This window comes from Spartobacteria bacterium UBA695 (assembly GCA_002298145.1).
In the GTDB taxonomy this organism is placed as follows: domain Bacteria; phylum Verrucomicrobiota; class Verrucomicrobiia; order Chthoniobacterales; family Chthoniobacteraceae; genus UBA695.
In genome coordinates this window covers 214,835-237,536 of sequence record DBMP01000013.1, presented here as the reverse complement: position 1 = coordinate 237,536, position 22,702 = coordinate 214,835, and the positions used below count along the sequence as shown (strand labels likewise).

General features: G+C 63.7%; 22 protein-coding genes, 1 tRNA gene and 1 riboswitch. Of the genes, 12 read left to right on the top strand and 11 right to left on the bottom strand.

From position 1 onward, the window contains the following. The first annotated feature begins 7 nt into the window (after window positions 1-7). Together B2828_RS07300 and B2828_RS07295 are read left to right on the top strand one after the other, a co-directional pair. Window positions 8-679 (top strand): LolA family protein, encoded by a 672-nt coding sequence (locus tag B2828_RS07300; RefSeq protein WP_479633049.1) that lies wholly within the window; start codon window positions 8-10, stop codon window positions 677-679. Window positions 680-693: 14 nt separating this feature from the next. After that, entirely contained in the window at window positions 694-2,205 is a 1,512-nt protein-coding gene (locus B2828_RS07295) for a tannase/feruloyl esterase family alpha/beta hydrolase (protein WP_479633047.1), read from the top strand. A 140-nt stretch (window positions 2,206-2,345) separates the two neighbouring features. Here B2828_RS07295 and B2828_RS07290 read toward each other — a convergent pair whose 3' ends face one another. The 4 genes from B2828_RS07290 to B2828_RS07275 form a co-directional block, all read right to left on the bottom strand. Then, complete coding sequence (locus B2828_RS07290; RefSeq protein ID WP_479633046.1) at window positions 2,346-3,059, bottom strand: methyltransferase domain-containing protein; 714 nt, start codon at window positions 3,057-3,059, stop codon at window positions 2,346-2,348. A gap of 81 nt (window positions 3,060-3,140) precedes the next feature. After that, window positions 3,141-3,605 carry a NanQ anomerase/TabA/YiaL family protein gene (locus tag B2828_RS07285; RefSeq protein WP_479633045.1) on the bottom strand — a complete coding sequence of 155 codons (465 nt, stop codon included), beginning with the start codon at window positions 3,603-3,605 and terminating at the stop codon, window positions 3,141-3,143. A gap of 2 nt (window positions 3,606-3,607) precedes the next feature. Beyond that, entirely contained in the window at window positions 3,608-3,826 is a 219-nt protein-coding gene (gene infA, locus B2828_RS07280; RefSeq protein WP_479633043.1) for a translation initiation factor IF-1, read from the bottom strand. A gap of 71 nt (window positions 3,827-3,897) precedes the next feature. Further along, complete coding sequence (locus B2828_RS07275) at window positions 3,898-5,142, bottom strand: phospholipase D-like domain-containing protein (protein WP_479633042.1); 1,245 nt, start codon at window positions 5,140-5,142, stop codon at window positions 3,898-3,900. A 61-nt stretch (window positions 5,143-5,203) separates the two neighbouring features. Here B2828_RS07275 and B2828_RS07270 point away from each other — a divergent pair, with 61 nt between their 5' ends. After that, entirely contained in the window at window positions 5,204-5,500 is a 297-nt protein-coding gene (locus tag B2828_RS07270; protein WP_479633041.1) for a hypothetical protein, read from the top strand. Further along, complete coding sequence (locus B2828_RS07265; RefSeq protein WP_479633040.1) at window positions 5,497-6,141, top strand: flavodoxin family protein; 645 nt, start codon at window positions 5,497-5,499, stop codon at window positions 6,139-6,141. Before B2828_RS07270 ends, B2828_RS07265 begins: the two co-directional genes overlap by 4 nt. A gap of 126 nt (window positions 6,142-6,267) precedes the next feature. Here B2828_RS07265 and B2828_RS07260 read toward each other — a convergent pair whose 3' ends face one another. Next, window positions 6,268-6,750, bottom strand: coding sequence for a L,D-transpeptidase family protein (locus B2828_RS07260; protein ID WP_479633039.1), 483 nt, complete (start codon window positions 6,748-6,750; stop codon window positions 6,268-6,270). Window positions 6,751-6,809: 59 nt separating this feature from the next. Here B2828_RS07260 and B2828_RS07255 point away from each other — a divergent pair, with 59 nt between their 5' ends. The 5 genes from B2828_RS07255 to B2828_RS07235 all read left to right on the top strand — a co-directional run bounded on the left by B2828_RS07255 (window position 6,810) and on the right by B2828_RS07235 (window position 13,201). Beyond that, on the top strand, window positions 6,810-7,814 hold the full coding sequence (locus B2828_RS07255; protein WP_479633038.1) for an aspartate-semialdehyde dehydrogenase: 1,005 nt from the start codon (window positions 6,810-6,812) through the stop codon (window positions 7,812-7,814). A 191-nt stretch (window positions 7,815-8,005) separates the two neighbouring features. After that, a riboswitch (cobalamin riboswitch) is annotated at window positions 8,006-8,215 on the top strand. Window positions 8,216-8,449: 234 nt separating this feature from the next. Further along, entirely contained in the window at window positions 8,450-10,390 is a 1,941-nt protein-coding gene (locus B2828_RS07250) for a TonB-dependent receptor plug domain-containing protein (protein ID WP_479633037.1), read from the top strand. 132 nt (window positions 10,391-10,522) lie between these two features. After that, window positions 10,523-11,401, top strand: a complete 879-nt coding sequence (locus B2828_RS07245) for an ABC transporter substrate-binding protein (RefSeq protein WP_479633036.1) — start codon at window positions 10,523-10,525, stop codon at window positions 11,399-11,401. After that, window positions 11,398-12,393 (top strand): FecCD family ABC transporter permease, encoded by a 996-nt coding sequence (locus B2828_RS07240; RefSeq protein WP_479633035.1) that lies wholly within the window; start codon window positions 11,398-11,400, stop codon window positions 12,391-12,393. Before B2828_RS07245 ends, B2828_RS07240 begins: the two co-directional genes overlap by 4 nt. A 1-nt stretch (window position 12,394) precedes the next feature. Then, a complete protein-coding gene (locus tag B2828_RS07235) occupies window positions 12,395-13,201 on the top strand; it encodes an ABC transporter ATP-binding protein (RefSeq protein ID WP_479633034.1) in 807 nt (268 codons plus the stop codon). Here the strand turns inward: B2828_RS07235 and B2828_RS07230 are convergent. Further along, on the bottom strand, window positions 13,092-14,396 hold the full coding sequence (locus tag B2828_RS07230; protein ID WP_479633033.1) for a hypothetical protein: 1,305 nt from the start codon (window positions 14,394-14,396) through the stop codon (window positions 13,092-13,094). The genes B2828_RS07235 and B2828_RS07230 overlap by 110 nt on opposite strands. 129 nt (window positions 14,397-14,525) lie before the next feature. Between B2828_RS07230 and mbfA the strand changes: the two genes are divergently transcribed. Together mbfA and B2828_RS07220 are read left to right on the top strand one after the other, a co-directional pair. Next, the gene (gene mbfA / locus B2828_RS07225; RefSeq protein ID WP_479633032.1) at window positions 14,526-15,485 is read left to right on the top strand and encodes an iron exporter MbfA; all 960 of its coding nucleotides are present in this window, start codon (window positions 14,526-14,528) and stop codon (window positions 15,483-15,485) included. 139 nt (window positions 15,486-15,624) lie between these two features. Then, window positions 15,625-16,965 (top strand): class I SAM-dependent methyltransferase, encoded by a 1,341-nt coding sequence (locus tag B2828_RS07220; RefSeq protein WP_479633030.1) that lies wholly within the window; start codon window positions 15,625-15,627, stop codon window positions 16,963-16,965. 4 nt (window positions 16,966-16,969) lie between these two features. Here the strand turns inward: B2828_RS07220 and B2828_RS07215 are convergent, their stop codons facing one another. Next, window positions 16,970-17,422 carry a L,D-transpeptidase gene (locus B2828_RS07215; protein ID WP_479633029.1) on the bottom strand — a complete coding sequence of 151 codons (453 nt, stop codon included), beginning with the start codon at window positions 17,420-17,422 and terminating at the stop codon, window positions 16,970-16,972. A gap of 169 nt (window positions 17,423-17,591) precedes the next feature. Between B2828_RS07215 and B2828_RS07210 the strand changes: the two genes are divergently transcribed. After that, a tRNA-Cys gene (locus B2828_RS07210) sits at window positions 17,592-17,663 on the top strand. Window positions 17,664-17,801: 138 nt separating this feature from the next. Here the strand turns inward: B2828_RS07210 and B2828_RS07205 are convergent. From B2828_RS07205 to secG, 4 genes are all read right to left on the bottom strand, one after another. After that, complete coding sequence (locus B2828_RS07205) at window positions 17,802-19,436, bottom strand: HD family phosphohydrolase (protein WP_479633028.1); 1,635 nt, start codon at window positions 19,434-19,436, stop codon at window positions 17,802-17,804. Window positions 19,437-19,471: 35 nt separating this feature from the next. Further along, the gene (locus B2828_RS07200; protein WP_479633027.1) at window positions 19,472-20,371 is read right to left on the bottom strand and encodes a PhoH family protein; all 900 of its coding nucleotides are present in this window, start codon (window positions 20,369-20,371) and stop codon (window positions 19,472-19,474) included. A 186-nt stretch (window positions 20,372-20,557) separates the two neighbouring features. Then, window positions 20,558-22,138: a peptide ABC transporter substrate-binding protein gene (locus tag B2828_RS07195; RefSeq protein ID WP_479633026.1), complete on the bottom strand. Its 1,581-nt coding sequence runs from the start codon at window positions 22,136-22,138 to the stop codon at window positions 20,558-20,560. A 43-nt stretch (window positions 22,139-22,181) separates the two neighbouring features. Next, window positions 22,182-22,577 carry a preprotein translocase subunit SecG gene (gene secG / locus B2828_RS07190; protein ID WP_479633025.1) on the bottom strand — a complete coding sequence of 132 codons (396 nt, stop codon included), beginning with the start codon at window positions 22,575-22,577 and terminating at the stop codon, window positions 22,182-22,184. Window positions 22,578-22,702 lie beyond the last annotated feature (125 nt).

The following is a 22,702-nucleotide window of genomic DNA, read 5'->3' as shown; positions in this document are numbered from 1 at the left end:
TGCTTTCATGAAACAATTCCTCTGTCTCGTCCTCGCCGCCCTGGCCCTGGGGTTGCCCGTTCGCGCCGCAGCTCCCCTCACCCCTCCCGAACGCGCCGCGCTCCTCGGCCGCCTTCAGGCCCTCCACGAAAAATACCCCTCCTTCCAGGCGAATTTCTCCGAAGAGCGCAACTCGCGCCTGCTGAAAAAGCCACTCTCCAGCTCGGGCCACATCGCCTTCCAGATCCCCAATAAATTCCGCCGCGAGCTGACCGGCTCCAACCCGAGCCTGACCATCAGCAACGGCCGGGAGCTCTGGCTCTATTACCCGAACTTCAAGGAAGCCGAGCAGTACACGCTGGGCAAAAAAGCAATCTTCGACGACGCCCTGGCCGCGCTCACCGCCGGGCTCAATTTCTCCCGCGTGGAGGAGTTTTACCAGCTGGAGATCACCCCTGCCGAGGACGGCGGCTACAGCATCCTGCTCACGCCCAAGCGGGGCAACTTAAAGCGCATCGTGGCCCAGCTCACGGTGGTCCTGGGGAAGGACCTCGACGTGCGCCGCACAGAATTGACGCTCCCCAAGGGCGACCTCGTCGTGACCAACTACACCGCCACCAAGCGCGACCCGCTCCCCGCCTCGACCTTCGAATTTGCGCCGCCGGAAGGCGCAAACGTCACCCGGCCTCTCGGGAAATAGCCCTCCTTTAGTCTATGCCATCCCCCCACAGTTTCATTACGGGAACCCTCTTTGCAGCCCTGACAGCGGCGGCTTTCGCGGCAGCGCCAGAGCCCGGCTCCTCAACCCTCGGAAAAATGAATATCGACAACGGCCAGATCACCTTTTGCGAACGGGAAACCAACCCGACCCTCACCGCCTCGGACGGCAAAACCTTGGAGCACCTTCCGCCGCGCACGGTCGTCAAGATGGTCCTCACCCCGGCGAACGGTTCGAAGATCAACGTCGAGCTCTGGCTGCCAGACGCCGGGCAATGGAATGGCCGCTTCCTGGGCCTGGGCAATGGCGGTGCGGCGGGCCACATCAACCCGTTCTTCGGCGGCTCCATCGTCAAAGGTTTCGCCGTGGCGACGACCGACATGGGCACCGCGCCCGCCCCCGATTCCGGTAACGGGAACCCGGAGGTGTGGAAGGATTTCGGCTTCCGCGCCACGCACTTGATGACGCTCGCCGCCAAGCAGGCCATCCAGGCATTTTACGGCAGAGCGCCAGATTACTCCTATTTTTCAGGCGGCTCCACCGGCGGCCAGCAGGGGGTACAGGAGGCCCAGCGCTACCCGGAGGATTACGACGGCATCGCCGCCGACGTCCCCGCGCTCTCCCGCACACCGCTCCACGCCTATTTCCTGTGGAACCACCAGATCCTCACCCGCTGCCCCTTCTCGGAGAGCCAGGAAAAGGCCGTCATCGCGGCGGGCAACGAGGTCCTGGCCAGCCGGGAGCCCAAGGCCATCGCCGGGCTTTTCATTTCCGATCCCCGGTGCACAACCCGCGAAACCGAGGCCGCCATCGCGCTGGCCAGGCAAAAGGACCCGACGCTAACCGACGCCCACGCCGAAGCGCTCCGGAAGCTCTTCGAGGGCCCCCGGCACGCCGTCACGGGCAAGCGCATTTTCAACGGCATCCCCCTGGGCAGCACGTTCGACCCGGCACGCGGGAATCTCTACCTTTTCCACTGGGTCTTCGGCGCGAAAAAGGACCTCATGACGATCAACTTCGGCGAGGATATCGACACCTACACCGCCCAGCTCGGGCCTTACCTCAACGCGGAGAACCCCGACTTGAGCGCCTTTGAAAAACGCGGCGGCAAGCTCATCCTGCAAGCGGGCGCGGCGGATTCGTGCGTCCCCTACCATGCGATCCTCGACTACTACGAGCGGGTCGCCGAGCACTTCGGGAGCCTGGAGAAAACGCAGGCGTTCTGCCGCCTCTACCTCGTTCCCGGGATGGCCCACGGCGGGGACGGCCCAGGGGTCAATCAGCACCCCGAGCTGCTCTCCCGCGTGATCTCCTGGCGAGAGAAAGACACCGCGCCTGAGCGGATGAGCGGGCGGCGCGTGGTGGACGGGAAAGTCGTCCTGGAACTGCCCCTCTTCCCCTACCCGGCCCAGCCCGGAGTGGAAACCGCCGAGGCCCAGCCGATCCCGGGCCCTCGCGGCGGCGTGGAGCGGATTGACGCAGCATTCCGGCCCGCGGCGGCGCAGTAATAGGATAAGAGTTGGCCGCAGGAATTAAAAAAGGCAGTAGGCTCACGCAAAGCCGCAAAGGCGCAAAAAAAGACAAAGGCAAGCCGTTCCCATCTTTGCGCCTATGCGGCTTTGCGTGAGAATAAAAAATTCCAACGCCTTCACGGCTCCCGCACCCGCCGGGCCACGAAGCAGTGGGTAAACCAGCCCGCCGGGCCCTCGGTGATGAGCCAGCGCTGGCGCTCGGGCCAAAGCTCGGAGAGCTCCGTCCCCTCGAACCCGCCCTGGACGCTCAGCGGGGCGTCGTGCCGGGTCACGGGGTTGCAGCCGGTAAGCCACAAGGCCTGGGCCACGGCCAACGCCGCCGGGTTCCGGCGCGGCTCGCACGCGATGAAGCACTCCGTGCGGGGCGCGATTTTCCGGAACATCGTCCGCAAGTCCGAATCCGAAAAATGGTGCAAAAAGAGGTTGGAAATCGTCAGGTCAGCCCGCTCCGCCATGCGGTGGTTGAGCCACATCCAGACGTCCATGGCCACCAGCGTCACCGTCCAGTTAAGCGAGACGAGTTCGCGCCGGGTCGCCTCGGAGAGGAGGTAGTGCAGGTCGATGAGCTCGGCGTCCGCCCTCACGCCCCGGTCCGCCCAGAGCCGGGCCAGTTGCAGCATTAGCCAGCCGTCGCCCGCACCCAGGTCGCAGAGGCGCAGCGGTCGCAGGCGTGCGGCGGCCATGTCGAAGTGGCTGGCGTAGGCCCGGTTGATGATCCCGGGGTGACGCAAAATCCGGTTGATGCGCCGCAAATCCACCCTCGCCCGAGCCGCCTGCGGATTGGAAGCCGGGAGATGGTCGAGCAATTCAGATCTGACAACGCGGCGCATACCCCCCCGTTTTGTTTTCGGGCCGGGGGCGGCCGGTGCGTGTGAATGCCGGGAACGGCGGGCTGGCAGCCTTGAGCTTTTCTAGCGCACCCGCACTTTGACGACGACCTTCACCACCGGCTCCGGCGCGTCCACGAAACAGCCCGGCTTGTGGCCGTCCTGCGGCAGGTAGATGCCGAATGACCCGGCAGGGATGACTGTCGAAACTGCGTTTTTCACGCAATCCGCATATTTTTCAACGTCCTTCGCGTCGTTGTAGGGTACCGAGACTGCGGATTGCAGCTCCGTCACCGGCGCGTAGAGGATCTTTTCGCGGCCCGAGACGATGTACTGGATATCGGCGTAAACCCGGTGGGCTTCCCAAGCCTTCTGGGCCTCCGGCGCGGTCGTGTAGCGCTGTACGGCGGCGTAGACTTGGGTACCGTCGATCTCGTATTTGCCATCGGGCGTGGAGGGATCAAAGTTGCGGAGGTATGCAAAGCCCTTGGCGAAAAGCGGGCTTAAGGTGGCGTAATCGGCGGCGTTGGCGAGGGAATCAATAATCATGGCTATCTTTCACGGAAAGTGATCCGTGCCTTGGAGAGGTCATAGGGCGAGAGCTCGACGGTCACTTTGTCGCCGGGGACAATGCGGATGAAGTTTTTGCGCATCTTGCCTGAAATGTGCGCCAGCACCTCGGCACCGTTGGGGAGTTTGACACGAAACATCGTTCCGGGCAAAACATCGACGACCGTGCCTTCGGTTTGGATACCCTCTTCTTTTGGCATGGAGCCGGATGATGCCCCGGGGCGCGCCAGAGTTCAACACTGAAAACAGGCCCGTCACGCGCACGCCCCACTCAAGGCATGTCTTTATGTCTCCGCGTCTCCCCGTCTCCGCGTCTGTTCTTCCCCCGCCCCCACACCTCCCAGGCGCGGGCCCGCCAGAAGAGGCTGGTGAAGTGAGGGTCGATGCGCACGACCAGGAAGTAGGCCGCCTTTTCGATGAGCCGGGTGAGCAGGCCGCGCGAGCTTTTCCACGTTTCCGGGTCGATCTTACGCGAGTGGCCCAGATCCCCCAGGAAGAGGTTCCGCGCCCCGGCGGCAAAGGCGGGATCGGCCACGCGAATCATGAGCTCGTGGTTGATGTTGAGGCTGCGGGCGTCGAGATTGGCGCTCCCGGCATAGACCACGCCGTCGATGACAACCAGCTTGGCGTGGAGGATCTGCGGCTGGTACTCGTAAATCTCCACCCCGGCCTTCATCAGCCGGGCGTAAAGGCTGCGGCTGGCCAGCCGGGCGGCCTCCACATCGCTGTGCCCGGCCAGGATCAGCCGCACGCGCCCCCCGCGCCGGGCCACCCGCATCAGCGCCCGCCGCAAGCGCAAGGTGGGGACAAAGTAGGCGCAGATAATGACCACGTCGCGGGCCTGGGCCAGGTCGTCCAAAAGCGAGCGCTTGAAGGCCCGGTGCCCGCGGCCCGGCTCGCTTAAAAGGAGCGTCCAGACCCCGGCGGAAACCGACCTCTCCGGGCCCAGGTGGAGGCGGCGCAGCTGGCGCAGGCGGCGGCGGAAGGTCGGCTCATCGGCCCGGGCGTACATTTCGGTGAAGCTGCTCTCCAGGGCGGCGGCGAGCGGCCCATCGAGGTGCACCCCGAGGTCGCGCCAGCCTTTGGTAACACCGTCGCCGTCGTATTCCTTACCGATGTTGAAGCCGCCGATGATCGCCCGTTGCCCATCGGCCACGAGCAGCTTCCGGTGGTTGCGCCGCCCGTAGCGCTGCGCTGCGCGGAAAGGATTAAACCAGCGCACTTCGCCTCCGAGCCGGATGAGCGGCCGCCAGAAATGGGCGGGCAGCGAGAGCGAGCCAAAGGCATCGAGCAAAATCTGCACCCGCACCCCCCGCTGCCGGGCGGCGATGAGCGCATCGCGGAAACGTTCCGCCAGCGCCCCGGGCGAGAAAATATACATCTCCAAAGCCACCGTCCGGGCTGCCCCGGCAATGAGCGCCAGCATCGCCTCCAGGCCCTGCGCGCCCGTGGGCAACCAGCGGAAAGCCGTGGCTTCCGGTTCGACACTCTGGCTCTTGGGGTTCAATTTCAACATTGCATCAAAGGCATTGTGGCCTTTCACTTAACCCACGCCGTTTTGACGGCACGGATTATATATGAAAAGGCCAGCCTCTCCCATCAAATCGGCGCTCGAAGAAGTGGACGCCTTGCGCCGTCTTTTCAAGACCACCCTAGACCGCTACGCCGCCGCGGTCGAGACGGATTTGGAGCAACTCGAAGCCCGCCTCGGTGCCGCCGGGGAGGCCCAGACCCGCGACCTGCGCGACATCACGGGCCTGCTGCGGATGCTCGACGTCAACCCCCAGAAGGGCCGCCGCCGGGATCTGAAAAAAATCGAGAAAACGCTCGAAGACGCCCTCGACATCGCCCAGCGCTGGGAGAACCAACCATGAAAGCCCTCGCCTTCAACGGGAGCCCCCGGAAGAACTGGAACACCGCCACGCTGCTCAATAAAGCGCTCGAAGGGGCGGCCTCGCAGGGCGCTGAGACGGAGATCATCCACCTTTACGACTACACCTACAAAGGCTGCGCGAGCTGCTTCCAGTGCAAACGCGACGGCGGCCGCAGCTACGGCCAATGCGGCCTGAAAGACGAGCTGACGCCGGTGCTGGAAAAAGTAAAAAACGCCGACGTGCTTCTCATCGGCTCCCCGATCTACCTGGGGTCCATCAACGGCGAAACGCACTCGTTTTTTGAGCGCCTGATCTTTCCCTACTACGTCTACGACAAGGAGCGCCCCACCCTTTTCCCCAAGACCATCTCCACCGCCTTCATTTACACGATGGGGGTCGACGAGGAGCGGATGAAGCTGATGGATTACGGGCAGATTTTCGGCATCAACCAGATGTTCCTGGAGCGGGTGTTTGGGAAATCGGAATTCATCACGGCCAACGACATGACCCAGTTCGACGACTACGCGAAATACGTGGCCCCGATGTTCGACGTTTCGGCCAAGGCCCACCGGCGCGAAACGGTCTTTCCCCGGGACTGCGAACGGGCCTTCGAGCTTGGGGCGCGTCTGGCCCAGAGCTGAAAAAAGTTAGCCGCAAAAAGGCGCAAAAAGCGCAAAATAAAAGACACGGGACTGCCGAGCCCTGGGAGAAAGGCTTCACCGTGGTTCTGTTTTTGAGCCCCCTTGCGCCTTTTTGCGGCTATTTTTTCACGCCTCGATGACCACTTCCGCGCCGCGCTCCACCAACTCGTAGAGCCGCGCCACGTCGGCATTGCGCATCCGCACGCAGCCATGGCTTTGCGGCTCGCCGATCGACTCCTCGTGGTTGGTCCCGTGGATGTAAACGTAGCGCTCTTTGGTGTTGGCGTTGTGCGGTTCCTGGCCCGAGAGCCAGAGAATGCGCGTGGTGATGCGGTCGCGCGGGTCCTCCGGCGATTCAAAGGCGGCGACCTCGCCCGTCGGTTGGCGGCTTTCGAAAACCGTCCCCAGCGCCGCGCCGTCGCCGAACTTTTCATCCACCACGAAACGCCCCAGAGGCGTACGGTTGCTGCCCGGCTCGGAACCAAGGCCAAAACGGGAGGTCGAAACCGGAAAACGAGCCAGGATGACCTCGCCGCCATCGGCTAATTCAGCGACCTCCAACTGTTGATTGGCCACATCAACCCGGATTTTGCGTGGGAAAGATTGCATCTTGGGTGAGTTGTAAGATAGCATGGGGGACTTTTCAGTTAAAGTCCAACACACCAAACATGAACCGTAACTACACCGTCGCGATCGTCGGCGCCACTGGCGCTGTCGGCGTGGAAATGATCAAAGTCCTCGAACGCCGCCAATTTCCCGTTGGGAAGCTGGTCCTCTTAGCCTCTGCCCGTTCCGCGGGCAAAACGCTTCCGTTCAATGGGACTACCGTGACGGTGGAGGAGCTGACGGAAGACTCGTTCAAGGGGGTGGATATCGCCCTCTTCAGCGCGGGCGCGGGGATTTCCCGCAAGTTCGCTCCCTTCGCCGTAAAGGCAGGTGCGGTAGTGGTGGATAACTCCTCCGAATTCCGCATGAACCCGGATGTGCCCCTCGTCGTGCCCGAGATCAACGGCGACGACGTCAAGCTGCACAAAGGCATCCTGGCCAACCCAAACTGCACCACGGCCATTACGCTGATGGCCCTCTACCCGCTGCACAAGGCCTTCGGCGTCAAGCGCGTGATCGCCTCCAGCTACCAAGCCGTCTCCGGCACGGGCGCCCAGGCCCTCGCCGAGCTGAAGGCCCAGGTGGAAGCCATCGTCACCGGCCGCCCGGTGGAAAAGAACGTTTACCCGCACCAGATCGCCTTCAATGTGCTGCCGCACGTGGACGTGTTCCTCGATTCCGGCTACACGAAGGAGGAGATGAAGATGCAGAACGAGGCCCGGCGCATCATGCACCTGCCCGCGTTCACTGCGTCGGTCACCTGCGTGCGCGTGCCGGTCTTCCGGGCGCACTCCATCTCGGTCAACGCCGAGTTCGAGCGGCCCGTCTCCGTGGAAGAGGCCCGTAAGGTCCTCACGGGGGTCCCGGGGCTCAAGCTCGTGGACGACCCGGCCAAGAACGAGTACCCGCTGCCGCTCAACTGCGCCGAGACGGACGACTGCCAGGTGGGCCGCATCCGGCTCGACTGTGCCCTGGAGAACGGCCTCGCCTTCTGGGTCGCGGGCGACCAGCTCCTCAAGGGGGCGGCGCTCAACGCGGTGCAGATCGCCGAAAAGCTCATCTGCTAAAGATTTAGCCGCAAAAAGGCGCAAAAAGCGCAAAGGATTTTCGGCCTGGGTTGCCTATGGGTGATCCAGGCCGTTTTTTCTTCGGCTTGACACAAGAGCCCCATCCGGGAAACCATGAGGGCAGTTCTTTGAAAGCCGTGGGCCGTCTCTTGCGTTTTGACGCGGGAGGCAACGGTCCTCTGGTCCAGAAGTCTTGATTAACGCGAAAAAGTGCCCCGAAAGGGGAGAATAGGGAAATGGGTGAAATGCCCATGCGGTAGCGCCGCTGTAACGGGTGACGAAAGCTTCACGCCTTCTAAAAAAGGAGGCGAATCCACTGTCCAAGCGAAAGCTTAACGGAAAGGAGAAGCAAAGTAGGACGATCCCGGAGCCAGAAGACCTGCTTTTTCGTGCTCATCAGGCCGCTTCAGGGGAAGGTTTTTTCATCAACAAAAAAATGAATCAGCCCTCTCCCGTGCGCGGCTTCTGTCTCGCCGTAGACAGGATGAGGGAAAAGGAAGCATTTCCCGGCAGGTTCACTGTTGGACGTTTTGCCTCTGCGCCCTCTTCGGGGCGTGGGGGTTTTTTTAGGCCTTTTTCACGCCACCCGGAGGGTTCCCTCAGCACGCAAGGAAAACCTAAAAACAACCAACAACATGACCCGCAAAACCGCCCGTAAAACGGTCCTCTCCACGTCGCTTCTGCCGTGGCTGGCCGCCGTATGCCTCGCCTCCCCGGCGCTGGCCCAGACCGCAGCTCCCGCCGCATCCGGCACCGCCGCCACCTCCGGCACCAGCCGCTCCACGCTGCTCGACGAAGTCGTCGTCACCGCCACGCGCACCGACGAAACCGCGGCGCACGTCACCAGCCCTTACACCAAGATCACCGGCGAGGAAATTCAGACCTCGCAGATCACCACCGCCGTGCAAGCCGTCGCGCTTTCGCCCGGCGTCGATGCCTACTCCAGCGGCGTTCCCGGCGGCATGTCCTCGGTCTCCATCTGGGGCAGTCGCCCCGTGGATACGCTGCTCCTGGTAGACGGCGTCAAGGCCTCCACCGCAATGCTGGACCATGGCGGCTCCCCCTTCCTTGACCTCTCCTCCAGCGTCAATCTCGACGACATCGAAATCCTTCGCGGTGCGGGCAGCGCGCTCTACGGTTCGGAGGCTATCGGCGGCGTCGTCTCCCTCCAGACCCGGCGCGGCAGCGGCACCCCCACAAGCATGGTTTACTTCGAAGGAGGCAGCCACGACTCCTTCCGCGAAGGCATCACCAGCGCGGGCAGCCTCGGCCGCCTCGATTACTCCTTCAACTATGGCCACGAAGACTCGCAGAACGAGCGGGTCAACAACGACCTGCACGTTGACCACGCCTCCGCGCGGCTCGATTACACCGTTTCCGACAAGCTGACCATCGGCGCTACCGTGCGCACCCAGTCCGGCGAATACCACGAACCGGGCGACATCTACACCAACGACCCGACCGCCCGAGTCGAGGTCAACACCACGGTGGTTTCGAGCTACATCGACTTGAAGGCGACCGACTTCTGGGAATCCAAACTGACCCTCGGCACCTACCAGGAGCGTTACGTTTACGATGACCCTCTCTGGGCGTACCGGAACTCCTACGAATCCGCCCTCTACAGCCTCGATTGGCAAAACACCTTCCAAATCACCGACGCCAACAAACTAGTCGCGGGGTTCACAGCGAATGACGAGACCGGGCACGAGGAGGCTTACTCTGCCTCCTACGAGTCCGAAACCCGGGAGGCCGTTTACCTCCAGGACCAGTGGGAGATCGTCAAAAATCTGACGCTCACCGCCGGTGGCCGCTACGACCACTTTGAACTGGCTGGCGACGCCTGGACCTACCGGAGCGGCCTAGCCTACTTCTTCGAGCCGACCCACACCAAGCTGCGCGCCAGCTACGGCACCTCGTTCAAGGAACCGGGCTTCTACAACATCCTTACCAACCGAACCATGAATGTCGCCAGTCTCGCCCCCGAGCGCTCGCGCAACTGGAACGTCGGGGCGGATCAGTACCTTTTCCATGACTACCTGACCCTCGGGGCGACCTTCTTCCACACCAACACGCACAACGTCATCGATGCCGTCTACCCGACCAGCTACACCTGGTATTACATCAACCACAATTCGCGCGAAACCCAAGGTGTCGAGGTTTCCGCCAAGGTCAAGCTAGCCGAAGGATGGAACGCCATGGCGGCCTACACCTACACCGATAGCACACAAACCTCTGACGCCGGCATCACGCGCAGCCCGCGCATTCCGCGCCACATGATCACACTGGATACGAACTACACGTTCGCGCTGCCGAAGGGAAAACTAACCCTCGGCGGCGGCGCGCAGATCTACGCCGACCGGCAGGACAGCGACTGGAACTTCGCCTCGCCAACCTACAGCAAAGTCGTCCATGCGCCCGACTACACCGTTCTTCGGGCCTACGCCAAATACCAGTTCAACGATCACCTCGCCTTCACGGCGCGCGTTGAAAACCTGGCCAACCAGGATTACCAGCCGGTGCTCGGCTACCCGGCCCTCGGGCGCACCTACTACGGAGGCCTGCAAGTGACCTTCTAGCCGGTTCTTCATGGAAGGCGGTTTTGGGGTGGAGCCCAAGCCGTCCTTTTAAAAACGCCTCGTTCCCGGATTTAACCGGCTGGGAACGAGGCTTTACAAACGGCTCTTTTCACAAAACTATTACAGGTTCCCATGAATTTACCGCGCCGCTCTTTCCACCCGCCCTTGCTGGCGGTCGTGGCGGCGCTTGGGCTCGTTTTCGCGTTTGGCTCGCTCGGAGCCGATGAAGCAGCCTCCCAATCAGCCGCACAGAAACCGCTGAAATTCGCCTCCCTCTGCGTCCAGGGCGATCAGTTGCTGCTGGAGCTCGTTCCCCGTGAGCAAATCGTGGCCTTGAGCCACCTCGCCACCGATCCGGACATCTCCGTCCACGCCGAACAGGCCCGGGGCATCCCGCTCACCAGCGGCGGAGCTGAAGAGCTTGCCATGCTGCGCCCCGACGTCGTCCTCATGGCCGCCTACAGCATGAAAGCGGCGGCCCTTGCTCTTAAAGAACGCGGCGTGCGCGTCATCGAGCTGGGCATTCCCAATGATTTTGACGAACTGCGCGCCCTCATCCGCCAGACCGGCGCAGACCTCGGCGCGCAAGCCCGTGCGGAGGCGCTCATCGCCCAGATGGACGCCCGGCTGGAGCGCCTCCTGGCCCGGCGGCCCCCGCCCGAGAAGCGCCCGGCGGCGATGTTCTATTTCCAGGACGGCTTCACCCCCGGGGCCAAGACCTTCTCCAACGCGCTGCTCGAAGCGGCGGGCTTTCGCAACCTCGGGAGCCGCTTTAGCCCCGGCGTGGGCGCCTCGGCCCCGCTCGAAGCCGTCCTCATGGCCCGGCCCCAGCTCCTGATCCTCACCCGCTACCGCGAGGCCCGGCCCGCGCAGACGCAGAACTTCCCCGTGCAACTCCTCTTTACCAAGCTGGGCGCCCAGGTCACCTCCGTCTCGTTTGTCCACCTCGCCTCGCCCGACCCGGCCAACCTTGAATTGGCCGAGAAGCTCCAGCAATATTTACCGCAATGAACCGATCCCGCCTGGGGCTGACGACCGTATTGGGCCTGCTCCTTCTCATCTCCTCCTTTTACTCGCTCTGCGTAGGCAACGCGGCGATCCCCCCGCGCCAGCTCTGGGAAGCGGCGCTCGGCCAGGGCGATCCGCTCATCCGCATGGTGCTCTGGGAAATCCGCCTACCGCGCCTGCTCCTGGCGCTGCTGGTGGGCGGCAGCCTGGGCCTGGCCGGGGCGACGATGCAGGGGCTCTTGCGCAATCCGCTCGTCGAGCCGGGCCTGCTCGGCGTTTCGGCAGGAGCGGGCCTCGGGGCCGTAGCCGCGTTTTATTGCGGGCTCGGCGGGGTGATCTCCTACGCCATGCCGCTCGGGGGAATCGTCGGGGCGTTCGCCGCCGTGCTGCTGGTCTGCACGCTGGCGGGGCGTAATGGCTCGATCCAGAACCTGATCCTCGCGGGCGTGGCCGTCACCTCCGTCTGCGGGGCCTTTACCTCGCTGGTGCTTAATTTCTCCCCAAACCCCTACGCGGGCATGGAGATCGTATTCTGGCTCCTTGGGTCGCTGGCCAACCGCAGCCTGACCCACGTGGGCCTGGCCTTTCCGCTCATCGTCGTCGGCTCCGCCATGATGCTCGGCTGCGGCAACGCCCTGCGGGCCCTGAGCCTTGGCGAGGACACCGCCCGCAGCCTCGGCTTCCGCACCGAGCGGGTGCGCCTGCGCGTCATCGCAGGGGCCTCGCTGGCGGTGGGCGCGGCAGTTTCGGTCACTGGCTGCATCGGCTTCGTGGGCCTGATGGTGCCGCACTTGCTGCGTCAGTTTGTCAAAGGCGACCCCGGGCACCTACTCCCCGTGAGCACGCTCGGCGGGGCGCTCCTGCTCCTCTGGGCCGACCTGATCGTGCGCCTCGTGCCCACGGGTCAGGAGCTTAAAGTGGGCGTGGTAACGGCGCTCGTCGGCGCACCCGTTTTCATCTTGCTCTTGATCCGCACCCGTCGCAGCCTTTTCTAAAATGCTCCAAGCCCAACAACTCAACGTCTCGCTCGCCCACCGGCGCATCGTCCACGAGGCCACGCTTACCCTGGGCCGGGGCGAAGTCGTCGGCCTGATTGGCGCGAATGGTTCGGGCAAATCGACGCTGCTGCGCGCGCTGGCGGGGCTGATCCCGCTGGAGTCGGGCCGCCTGCTCCTCTCCGGCAAGCCCCTCGACGCCCACACTCCGCGCCAGATAGCCCAGACCATGGCCTACCTGCCCCAGGCGGCGGAATGCCAGTGGCCGCTGACCGCCGACCGCGTCGTGGCCCTGGGGCGGCTCCCCTTCCGGGGCGGCTCTCGGGAGCTGGACCGCGCGCAGATCTCCAAAGCCCTCGACGCCGTGGACGCCCTCCATTTGCGCGACCGCGTGGTCACCGAGCTCTCCGGCGGCGAACGGGCGCGCGTCATGCTGGCCCGGGCCCTGGCGGGCGACCCCGCGCTGCTCTTGATCGACGAACCGGCCGCCGGGCTCGATCCCTACCACCAGCTCCAGCTCATGGAGATGCTCCGGCAGCTCGCCTCCGAAAGCCGGGGCGTGCTGGTCGTGCTGCACGATCTCGGTATGGCCGCGCGTTTCTGCGGCCGGGTGCTCGTGATGCACGAGGGGGAGATCATCGCCGCGGGCACGCCGGATGACGTGCTAACAGACTCCCTGCTGGCTCAGGCGCACGGCATCACCGCATTCCGCTCCCGCTGCCGCCAGTCGCCGGTGCTCGTCCCGTGGGGGCGGATTGGGACACCCCAGGCGCAGCCCGTTCCACCAGTTGCTGCCGCTCCGCGATAGCCGCTGCGAGGTCGGCCCAGGTCGCCCAGCCCCGGGGGTTGGGGTCCGCCCGCAAATCGCTATCAAAAGCCCATAGCACCCCCATCAGGTCGTAGCGCCGGATCTGCTCGAACACCAGGCGCAGCGTCTTGAGGTCATTCTGGCCGGTGTTTTCGCCCCAGACCCTTGGGTGGAGCGGGTTCTGGCGCGCCAGGCTGGCCTGCCAGTGAACGGGGCTCCAGCGAAGGGGATCGGAGACCGTGTCGTCCCCTAGTTCGCGATTTTGCAGCGTTCCGTCAATCCAGGTGCAATAAACGATGGCGCGCGAGTCGGTAATGCCGCCGATCATGCGCGCCCAGTCATAGCCTTGCTGGATCTCGCCATTGTGCTCCGGCGGCGTTGCGCCCCCGAGGTCGCCCGCGATGGCCGCCGGGAGCTCCCCGGGGCGAATCCCCCACGACCCATAAAGCAGGCAGACCTCGCCAGAAAAGTCCCGGCGCACAGTGGCAATCTGCCAGTCCTGATACGCATTCAATGCGTTGAGATACCACTCGGCGAACCGGGCGGCGGATTGGTGATTTTCAGACGGCGTCCCCGGCACCCAGCCCGGCACGGGGCACGGCGGGATCGCCTCCGGCAGCCCGGGCGCTTTGCCCTGGGCCAGGTCGTCAAAGGCCCAATAGCAATTGCCATGGCTGCCCTGGCGGGGCCGAGGGTAGTTGAGCTCCCCAAACTTCCCCCCTCCGAGCCGCACAAAATCCCAGTCCGAGCCAAGCTGCCGGAAAAGCTCGTGAAAATAGACGGCGATCCGCGCGCGCACTTGAGCGTTAAACACCACATTCGGCAGCCGTTCCCCGGGGCCGCCCCCGGCAAACTCCTCCCCATACTGGTTCCGGTACCGCCCCTGGGGCAGCGCCGCCACCCATACCGGGGCGTATTGGATGCCGGGGTCCAGCTGGAGCCGGTACCCCGCCCGCCTGAAAGCGCTTTTCTGGGCCGCGAGCTGCGCAATATAGCCCGCGTCAAACTCCCCCGCGCGCGGTTCAAAACGATCCCACGCCACCGCCAGCACCGCGACATTCAGCCCCATCGCACGCCCCTCCGCCGCATGCTCCGGCCGGAGCTGCAAGACGCCAAAAAGCCCCTCCTCGGCCGACCAAGCAGGCCAAGCACCTCCCGCAAGGGCCAAAACCAGGCCAAATAAAACCAGCTTCATGAATCCGCCCATGCTTCACCGGAGGCCGCCCCTTTGCAAGCCCGCTCCCTCTGTAAAACTAGACTTGAGAGTTGCAGCAGGGTTTATTCCGCGTCACAATCAGGAAAACTCCGTATCCACTTCCGATCCATGGCCAAGAACTTTAAAGAACTCACCGAACAGGAAATATTGGCCCTCGCCATTTCCCTTGAGGAAACCGATGGCCGCATCTACGCCGACTTCGCCCAGGGCCTTAAGGAAACCTACCCCGCCACGGCCAAAACCTTCGAGCTAATGGCCGCCGAAGAGAGCGGCCACCGCCGGACGCTCACCGAGGAATACCGCCGCCGCTTCGGCGACCACATCCCGCTCATCCGCCGCGAGGACGTCCGCGGGTTCGTCAGCCGCAAACCCGTCTGGCTCTCCCGCCCGCTGGGCATCGCCACCGTGCGCAAACAGGCGGAAATCATGGAAATGGAAACCTACCGTTTCTATGAAAGCGCCGCCAAGAACGTGACCGACGCCGGAACGCGCAAAATGCTCATCGACCTCGCCGAGGCCGAGCGCCGCCACGAAGCCAGCGCCGCGCGCATCCAGAAGGAACAGCTCACCGAAGACGTCAAAGCAGAAGAAGAGCGCGCGGGCCACCGCCTCTTCGTCCTCCAGATCATCCAGCCCGGCCTGGCGGGCCTCATGGACGGGTCCGTCTCCACCTTGGCCCCGCTGTTCGCCGCCGCCTTTGCCACCAAGAACCCGCACGATGCCTTCATCGTCGGCCTCGCCGCCAGCGTCGGCGCGGGCATCTCGATGGGCTTCGCCGAGGCACTCTCCGACGACGGCTCGCTGACCGGGCGCGGCAAACCCTTCCTGCGCGGCCTCGTCTGCGGCCTCATGACCACCCTAGGCGGCATCGGCCACACCCTGCCGTACTTGATCCCGAACTTCCAGCTCGCCACCACCGTGGCCATGGCCGTCGTCGTCGCCGAGCTCTTCGCCATCAGCTACATCCGCAACCGCTACATGGACACCCCCTTCCTCCAGGCCGCCTTCCAGGTGGTCATCGGCGGGCTCCTGGTGTTCCTATCAGGCATCCTGATCGGCGTCGCCTAAGGCGCGCTCCGGGAAAAAGTTGCTTTTTTGCCAGACCGATCCGGCGTAGAATCCCCGGATCGGTCAAACCGTTTTCAGCGCAGGCCCGCATCGCACTGCTCTGCATACGTCCCTGCTGCGATTTAGGAGATATCTCAGCATGAAAATATTTGGCAAAGAGGAAACGGATCCCCGGGAGCTCACCCTCGGGATATTGGAAAAACTGTTTGGAGTCACCCCGCTCCGGCAAGTCAGCATCCGGCTCTGGGACGGGAGCCCCTGGCCCCCAAACGCTTCGGGAAACACCGCCGCCGCCGCCACCGTGGTGCTCCAACACCCCGGCGCCCTGCGCGAAATGTTCCTGGCCAACTCCGAGGCAGCCCTGGGCGAAGCGTACCTCAGGAACGACTTCGACATCGAAGGCGACATCGAGGCGGCCTTTGAACTCGCCGAAATCGTCCGCGCCCAGACGCAAGGCTGGTCCAAAAAACTAGCCATCGCCGGTCAGCTCTGGCAGCTCCCCGCCCGCCAGCCAGGCGCGAAGGACCCGCGCCGCGCGGACCTCCAGGACGCCGAACACACCCTGGAGCGCGACCGGCATGCCGTCCAGTTCCACTACGACCTCTCCAACGACTTCTACGGCCTCTGGCTCGACGCCGCCCGCGTCTACTCCTGCGCCTACTTCCAGCGCCCCGGCGACGACCTCGACCTCGCCCAGCGCCACAAACTCGACACCATCTGCCGCAAACTCGGCCTCAAACCCGGCGACCGCCTCATGGACATCGGCTGCGGCTGGGGCGGCCTCATCCTACACGCCGCGCGCCACTACGGAGTCCGCGCCACGGGCATCACGCTTAGCGAATGCCAGGCCGAGTACGCCCGCGAGCAAATCCGCGCCCAGGGCCTCGATGACCAGGTGGAAGTGCGCCTCCAGGATTACCGCCAAGCCCCCGAGCGGGGCGAATTCGACGCCGTCGTCAGCGTCGGCATGGTAGAGCACGTCGGCCGCAAAAACCTCCCCCTCTACTTCCAGAGCGCCCACCGCCTCCTCAAGCCCGGCGGCCTCTTCCTCAACCACGGCATCGGCACCGGAGCCGTCCCCGGCGAACAGCACAGCGACTCCTTCATCGAACGCTACGTCTTTCCCGACGGCGACCTCTTCCCGCTTACCGAAATGAACCGTTCCGCGGAACCGGCGGGCTTCGAAATCCGCGACGTCGAGAACCTCCGCGAACACTACACCCTGACCCTGCGCCACTGGGTGCGGCGGCTGGAGGCCCACCACGCCGAGGCGCTCCGCTACATCAGCGAACCGGTCTACCGCACCTGGCGAGTCTACATGGCCGGGTCAGCCTACCGCTTCGCCAGCGGCGAACTGGCCATCTACCAGACCCTGCTCGCCAAGCTCCAGGCCGATGGGGCCCAGGCACGCGTCCCGCTGGACCGCGCCACCTGGTACCCGCGCCCCCGCGACAATTCCCGCAACAACACGCGGGGCTAGAGCATCAGCGCCCCCACTGACCCGTCACCACCACCGGCGTCCCCACGCTCACCCAGTTATAGAACGCCTGGGCCTCCCCATTGAGCGGCACCCGGATGCAGCCATGGGAGGCCGGGTAACTGGGCACCGAAGAGAAGCCGTGAATGAAGTAATTCCCGGCAAACTGAACGCTGTAGGGCATCGGCGCATTGTTGTAGAGCTTCGAGTAGTGCATCGCCGACTTCGATTGCACCCGGAAGCGACCATCCGGCGTCTCGCGGCCTCGGCGGCCCGTACTCACCCGGCTGGACATCACCACCTGATTCCCCTCCATCGCCCGGAGCGTCTGAGTCGACTTATCCACCACCACCACCTTTGGCTCCCGGCGTTCAAAGAGACCGGAAAAAGAAGAGCGGCCAAAAGCCACCCCGCCATAAAGCGCCACACCAACGGCAAGCAAACGAATCAAACCACGCATAAACAAGGTCCTCCATGGGGGAAGAAGTTTCTACCCAAGTCTACGCAAGCGGGGGGCAAAATGTGCGCATCCCGGCATGGAGGGACAACTTTTTGAACAAAACCATTGCAACTTGCGGGCAGGTCCGGCACATTTTCACTCCATTTCCGACGCCAACGCCTCGGAATACGGCGGGATAGCCAAGTGGTAAGGCAGAGGTCTGCAAAACCTCTATTCACGGGTTCGATTCCCGTTCCCGCCTTATCTTATTCTCTCTGAGGATCTGTTGCAGCCGTTTCTGACTCCAAAAACGGAAATGCCCCGAGTGATTGCACGGGGCTCGTCCTTCGGACTCCCCCCTTAAAGACAGAGGAGCCGATTTGCTCTGCTGTTTTCGCGCCTATGCGGCGGAAACTGGTGGGAGCTGTGCGCTGCTACGCTGTTCCGAGGTGCGCATCTCGGGCATGGCCGCGGGCTTCGGCGTTTCTTTGGGATATGCTACGCGGCTGTGTAACATGCTCAGTAAGGTGGACTTGAAGCTGCCGACGATGGTCTTTAGTTCGCGCAGGTTCAGGTCGCAGTCGCCGAGCTGGCCGTCGCGGATGCGCTGCTCCATGATGTCGCGAATCATTTGCTCTATCTTCTGCGGGGTTACTTTCTCCAGGCTGCGCGAGGCGCTCTCGACGGAGTCGGCCAGCGAGATGATGGCGCATTCTTTCGATTGCGGCAGCGGGCCGGAGTAGCGGAAGCTCTCTTCGCGCACTTCGGGGATGTCGTCCTCGCGGATGTTCATGATCTTGCCGCCCGCCCGCGCGTCTTCTTGCTGCTGGAGAGCCCGCTTGTAGAAGTACCATACGAGCGTGGTGCCGTGGTGCTGGGCGATGGTGTCGATGATTTCCTTCTTGAGGTTATGCTTGAGGCCGAGGTCGACGCCCTCTTTGACGTGCGCCAGGATGATGAGCGCGCTCATGGTCGGGGTGAGCTCGTTGTGCGGGTTGCTCTCGGAGGTGGTGTTTTCGGAAAAATAATCCGGCTTCACGAGTTTGCCGATGTCGTGAAAGTAGGCGCAGACGCGGGCTCGGGTCGGGTTGACGCCAATGGCTTCGGCGGCGGCTTCGGCCAGGGCGGCGACAACGAGGCTGTGGTGGTAGGTGCCGGGGGCCTCGATGGTCATCCGCTTGAGGAGCGGGTGGTTGAGGTCGGCGGCTTCGAGCCACGAGATGTCGGTGGTGATGCCAAAGGCGTTTTCCAGGATCGGCAGGGTGCCGCTCACCAAGATGGAGGTCAGGAGGCCGCAGCCGACGACGACCAGGCTTTCGTAGACGAGCATGAGCTTGTCGGTGTTGCCCCAAAGCTCAGGAAGAATGGGCCCAATGAGCCCGTAGACCAGAGCCAGGGCCCATGTGACCACGCCGACGCCGAGGCCCGCCCGGATGAGGCGGCTGCGCTTGCGGACTTCCCGGGTGATAAAGACGGCGACAAAGCCGCTGATCAGGCTGATGACGGTGAAGATGGCGGGGGTCAGGCTCTTGGGGGCGAGGCCGTTGACGAGGATGCCGCCCCACAAGCTGACAAAGAGGGTGGCGAAGATGCCAATGTTGCGCCCGAGCAGGACCGCGAGGACCAGCGGGGCGAAGGCAAAGGGGATCAGGAGGGGCCCAAAGTAGACATCGGGCACGCCGCTGCGGGTCAGCGTAAGGAGCGTTTTGATGATGGTCAGGTGGGCGAAGAAGATGCCGAAGATGAGGACGAGCCGACTATTGCGACCGAAAATGCGCGGATGGCTCATCCAGAGGTTCCCGAGCGCGGTGAGGGTCAGGAGGAGGCTGGTCAGGAATTTCTCCATGCCCTGGGGCTGGTTGCCGGTCAAAAAGATGACGGCGAGGCCGCCTGCAAAGGCGACGAATATCAGGAATTTGGGCAGGAAGCCCTCTTCCAGGAGTTGCACGATTTCGTTGGTCGAGCGGCGGCGCCGTTTTTTGGGGGTCGCGAGCCCTTTCTTGACGAGCCGCTGGCGTTCAAAAAACTTGATCATCGTGGTTTCCTTGGGCAGGTGGGGTGAAGAAGGTTTTAGGCTCGGACGTCGCCGTTGCGGTGGCGTTTATAGGCCCGAACGATTTGTTTGACCAGCTCGTGGCGCACGACGTCGCGTTCGCCGAACGTGCAAAACGAGATGCCCTCGACGTCCTTGAGGGCTTGCAACGCTTCGATGAGCCCCGAGCGTTTGTTGCCGGGGAGGTCGATCTGCGTGGTGTCGCCGGTGATGACACACTTGGAATCCACTCCGAGCCGGGTCAGGAACATGAGCATCTGCTCGGTGGTGGTATTCTGCGCTTCGTCCAGAATGATGAATGCGTGGTTGAGGGTGCGCCCCCGCATGAAGGCCAGCGGCGCGATCTCGATGATGCCTCGCTCGATGTAGCGTTCCCGCTCTTCGTCCTCCAGCATGTCCTGAAGGGCGTCGTAGAGGGGGCGCAGGTAGGGGGCGATTTTTTCCTTCAGGTCGCCAGGTAGGAAGCCGAGGGCTTCGCCTGCTTCGACGGCGGGACGCGTTAAGATGATCCGGTTGACCTGCTCTTTTTTCAGGGCCACGAGCGCCATGGCCATGGCGAGGTAGGTTTTGCCGGTACCGGCGGGGCCGATGCCGAAAACCAGGTCGCTGCGGGAAATTTCCTGCACGTATTTGCGCTGGGTGCCGGTCTTGGGGGTGATGTGGGGGCGGCGGCTGGAGGTGATGAGCTTGGTGTCGGCCAGTTCGCCCAGTTTGCCGCCGGGTTCCGGTTCGGTGACGCCGCGCAGGGCGTAGCCAAATTCGTGACGCCGGATGGGCATGCCTTTCTGGCGGGCTGCTTCGAGCTGTTCGAAGACTTGCCGGGCCCGGTCGATATTTTCGGCCGGTCCTTCGATACGCACCCAGCCTTCCCGCGTGGTGAGGCGGACGGAGAGCTCTTCCTCCAGGTTTTTAAGCAACTTTAAATCTCCGGCGTATAAAGCCTGGAGTGCTCGGGCATTTTCAAACTGCAGCGTCTGACTTTCTGGCATTGAAATCGGTACAGAACCGTTTCTAAAGCTTACAAGATTGGCGTCGCGTGTCAAACTCTGCCGCAGGGGGTACCCCGGTGCACATTTCCTCCTCGGGGCCAGGCACTTGCGCCTCTAGCGCCTTTTCCAAAACATCGTTTTGAGCGGATGTTCGTCCAGGAGGTTGGCCTCGATGCCCCCCAGGCGCGAGCTGTCGTAGAACTGGATGCCGATGTAGTAGTAGAGCGGGCAGATGGGGGCGTCGCGGCTGATCAGGATGCGCTCGGCCTGGGAGAAAAGCTCCAGGCGCCGGACGGCATCGGGCTCGCGGGCGGCGGCGGCGATGAGGCCGTCGTAATCGGCGTTGCTCCAGCCGGTGCGGTTGTTGCCGTCGCCGGTGACGAAGCAGCCAAGGAAGGTGTTGGGGTCGTTGTAGTCGCCCACCCAGGAGGCCCGGCAGAGGTCGTAGTCGAGGCTGGCCATGGAGCGGAGGTAGACTTTCCACTCCTGGCGCTGGAGGTCGATCTCGATGCCCAGTTCGCGCCGGACCATGGCCTGGATCTCGATGGCGAGGCCTTCGTTAAGCTCTCCCTCGCTGTAGAGGTAGCTGACCCTCGGGAAGCCGCGCCCCCCGGGGTAGCCTGCCTCGGCGAGGAGGCGGCGGGCTTGCGCCGGGTCGCGCTTGAGCCCGGCGGGGGGCTGGTAACCGGCGGTGCCGGGCGGGGTGAGGCTGTAGGCCGGGGGCTCGCCCGCGCGGGTGATTTTTTCGGTGAGGAGGGGTTTGTCGACGACGAGGGCGAAGGCGCGGCGCACCCGGGCGTCGTTGAAGGGGGGGCGGGTGCAGTTGAAGCGCAGGAAGTAGTTGCCTAAGAACGGGGCGGAGTGGAAGTCGGGGCGCTTTTTCAGCTCGTCGAGGAGCTGGTTGGGCACGAGGCCTTTGTCCATGACGAGGTCGGCCTGGCCGGAGGCGTAGACGTTAAAGGCGGTGTTGGCTTTGCTGATGGGCAGCACGTCGACGCGCTCCATGGCGACGTGGGCGCGGTCCCAGTAGAAGGGGTTGCGATGGAGGCGGATGCGGTCGTTGACGCGCCAGGCCTCCAGAGTGTAGGCGCCGTTGCAGACGAGTTTGCCGGGCTTGGTCCAGTCATCCGGGTAGCGCTCGACGCTCGGGAGGTGGACGGGGCGCAGGGTGGCAAAGGCGCAGAGGTCGAGGAAGTAGGGGGTGGGGTTTTCGAGGGTGACTTCCAGGGTGACGGGATCGACGACGCGCACGCCGACTTGGGCGAAATCCTTTAATTTCCCGTCGTTAAAGGCCTTGCCGTTGCGCAGGGTGTAGAGCTGCGAGGCGTATTCGGAGCCGGTCTCGGGGGCCAGGGCCCGGCGCCAGGAGCGGAGGAAGTCCTCGGCGGTGACGGGGTCGCCGTTGCTCCAGCGGGCGTCTTTGCGGAGGTGGAAGGTGTAGACCTTGCGGTCCGGGGAGATTTCCCAGCTTTCGGCCACGCCGGGGACTGGTTTTCCGGCGGCGTCAAAGGTGGTGAGGCCTTCGAAAAGGGCGTTGACGACGCGCTCCTCGGGCTGGCCGGTGATGAGGGCGGGGTCGAGGGTCTCCGGTTCCGCGCCGTTGATGAAAACCAGGTCGGCGCGGCGCGGCGCGACATCGCACCCCGCGAGGAGTACACTGAGCAGAACAACGGCTATTCCAGGGATCGCTTTCAACGTCACCCCGGGTATTCGCACGATTTGGGCGGCTTTTCGAGCGCTATTTCGCGGGCGAGGCGGAAGCCGCCGGGCTGGCCGTGGCGGACGGAGTCGCGCTGGCGGAGGCCGAGGGAGCCGCTGAGGCTTCCGGAGCCGGGGTGGCCGAAACCGCCGGTTTGGCGGCCAGCCGAGCCTGGATGGAGCTCGTCGAGTTGGCCTGTTTGGTCACGAGGATGGAAAGCAGCAGCGTGAGGACCATCAGGAGGGCCCCCAGGATGCGGGTCGCCTTCACTAGGACGTTCGTGGTGTCCGCGCCGAAAAGGTTCTCTGTCATGCCGCCGCCGAACGTGGCCCCTAGACCTTCGTTCTTGGGCCGTTGCATCAACGTCAAGAGGATGAGCAAAAAGCAGACGATGACGTCGATCGTCAGAATGATGTAAATGGAAACCTGAAGCATGAGGGCCCGGAATATGGCGAAGGAGCGGCGGTTTGTAAAGTCTCTTCAAGGGGAAGGAAAACATCCGGTGAACAAATAACGCCAAGGCCCCCCCCGGGTTGGCTTTTGGGAAAAGTAAGTTATAG

Excerpts from the sequence above, each read along its gene's own strand:
- B2828_RS07300 (WP_479633049.1), top strand. The coding sequence starts at position 8 with ATGAAACAATTCCTCTGTCTCGTCCTCGCCGCCCTGGCCCTGGGGTTG.
- B2828_RS07295 (WP_479633047.1), top strand. The coding sequence starts at position 694 with ATGCCATCCCCCCACAGTTTCATTACGGGAACCCTCTTTGCAGCCCTG.
- B2828_RS07290 (WP_479633046.1), bottom strand. The coding sequence starts at position 3,059 with ATGCGCCGCGTTGTCAGATCTGAATTGCTCGACCATCTCCCGGCTTCC.
- B2828_RS07285 (WP_479633045.1), bottom strand. The coding sequence starts at position 3,605 with ATGATTATTGATTCCCTCGCCAACGCCGCCGATTACGCCACCTTAAGC.
- infA (WP_479633043.1), bottom strand. The coding sequence starts at position 3,826 with ATGCCAAAAGAAGAGGGTATCCAAACCGAAGGCACGGTCGTCGATGTT.
- B2828_RS07275 (WP_479633042.1), bottom strand. The coding sequence starts at position 5,142 with ATGTTGAAATTGAACCCCAAGAGCCAGAGTGTCGAACCGGAAGCCACG.
- B2828_RS07270 (WP_479633041.1), top strand. The coding sequence starts at position 5,204 with ATGAAAAGGCCAGCCTCTCCCATCAAATCGGCGCTCGAAGAAGTGGAC.
- B2828_RS07265 (WP_479633040.1), top strand. The coding sequence starts at position 5,497 with ATGAAAGCCCTCGCCTTCAACGGGAGCCCCCGGAAGAACTGGAACACC.
- B2828_RS07260 (WP_479633039.1), bottom strand. The coding sequence starts at position 6,750 with ATGCAATCTTTCCCACGCAAAATCCGGGTTGATGTGGCCAATCAACAG.
- B2828_RS07255 (WP_479633038.1), top strand. The coding sequence starts at position 6,810 with ATGAACCGTAACTACACCGTCGCGATCGTCGGCGCCACTGGCGCTGTC.
- B2828_RS07250 (WP_479633037.1), top strand. The coding sequence starts at position 8,450 with ATGACCCGCAAAACCGCCCGTAAAACGGTCCTCTCCACGTCGCTTCTG.
- B2828_RS07245 (WP_479633036.1), top strand. The coding sequence starts at position 10,523 with ATGAATTTACCGCGCCGCTCTTTCCACCCGCCCTTGCTGGCGGTCGTG.
- B2828_RS07240 (WP_479633035.1), top strand. The coding sequence starts at position 11,398 with ATGAACCGATCCCGCCTGGGGCTGACGACCGTATTGGGCCTGCTCCTT.
- B2828_RS07235 (WP_479633034.1), top strand. The coding sequence starts at position 12,395 with ATGCTCCAAGCCCAACAACTCAACGTCTCGCTCGCCCACCGGCGCATC.
- B2828_RS07230 (WP_479633033.1), bottom strand. The coding sequence starts at position 14,396 with ATGAAGCTGGTTTTATTTGGCCTGGTTTTGGCCCTTGCGGGAGGTGCT.
- mbfA (WP_479633032.1), top strand. The coding sequence starts at position 14,526 with ATGGCCAAGAACTTTAAAGAACTCACCGAACAGGAAATATTGGCCCTC.
- B2828_RS07220 (WP_479633030.1), top strand. The coding sequence starts at position 15,625 with ATGAAAATATTTGGCAAAGAGGAAACGGATCCCCGGGAGCTCACCCTC.
- B2828_RS07215 (WP_479633029.1), bottom strand. The coding sequence starts at position 17,422 with ATGCGTGGTTTGATTCGTTTGCTTGCCGTTGGTGTGGCGCTTTATGGC.
- B2828_RS07205 (WP_479633028.1), bottom strand. The coding sequence starts at position 19,436 with ATGATCAAGTTTTTTGAACGCCAGCGGCTCGTCAAGAAAGGGCTCGCG.
- secG (WP_479633025.1), bottom strand. The coding sequence starts at position 22,577 with ATGCTTCAGGTTTCCATTTACATCATTCTGACGATCGACGTCATCGTC.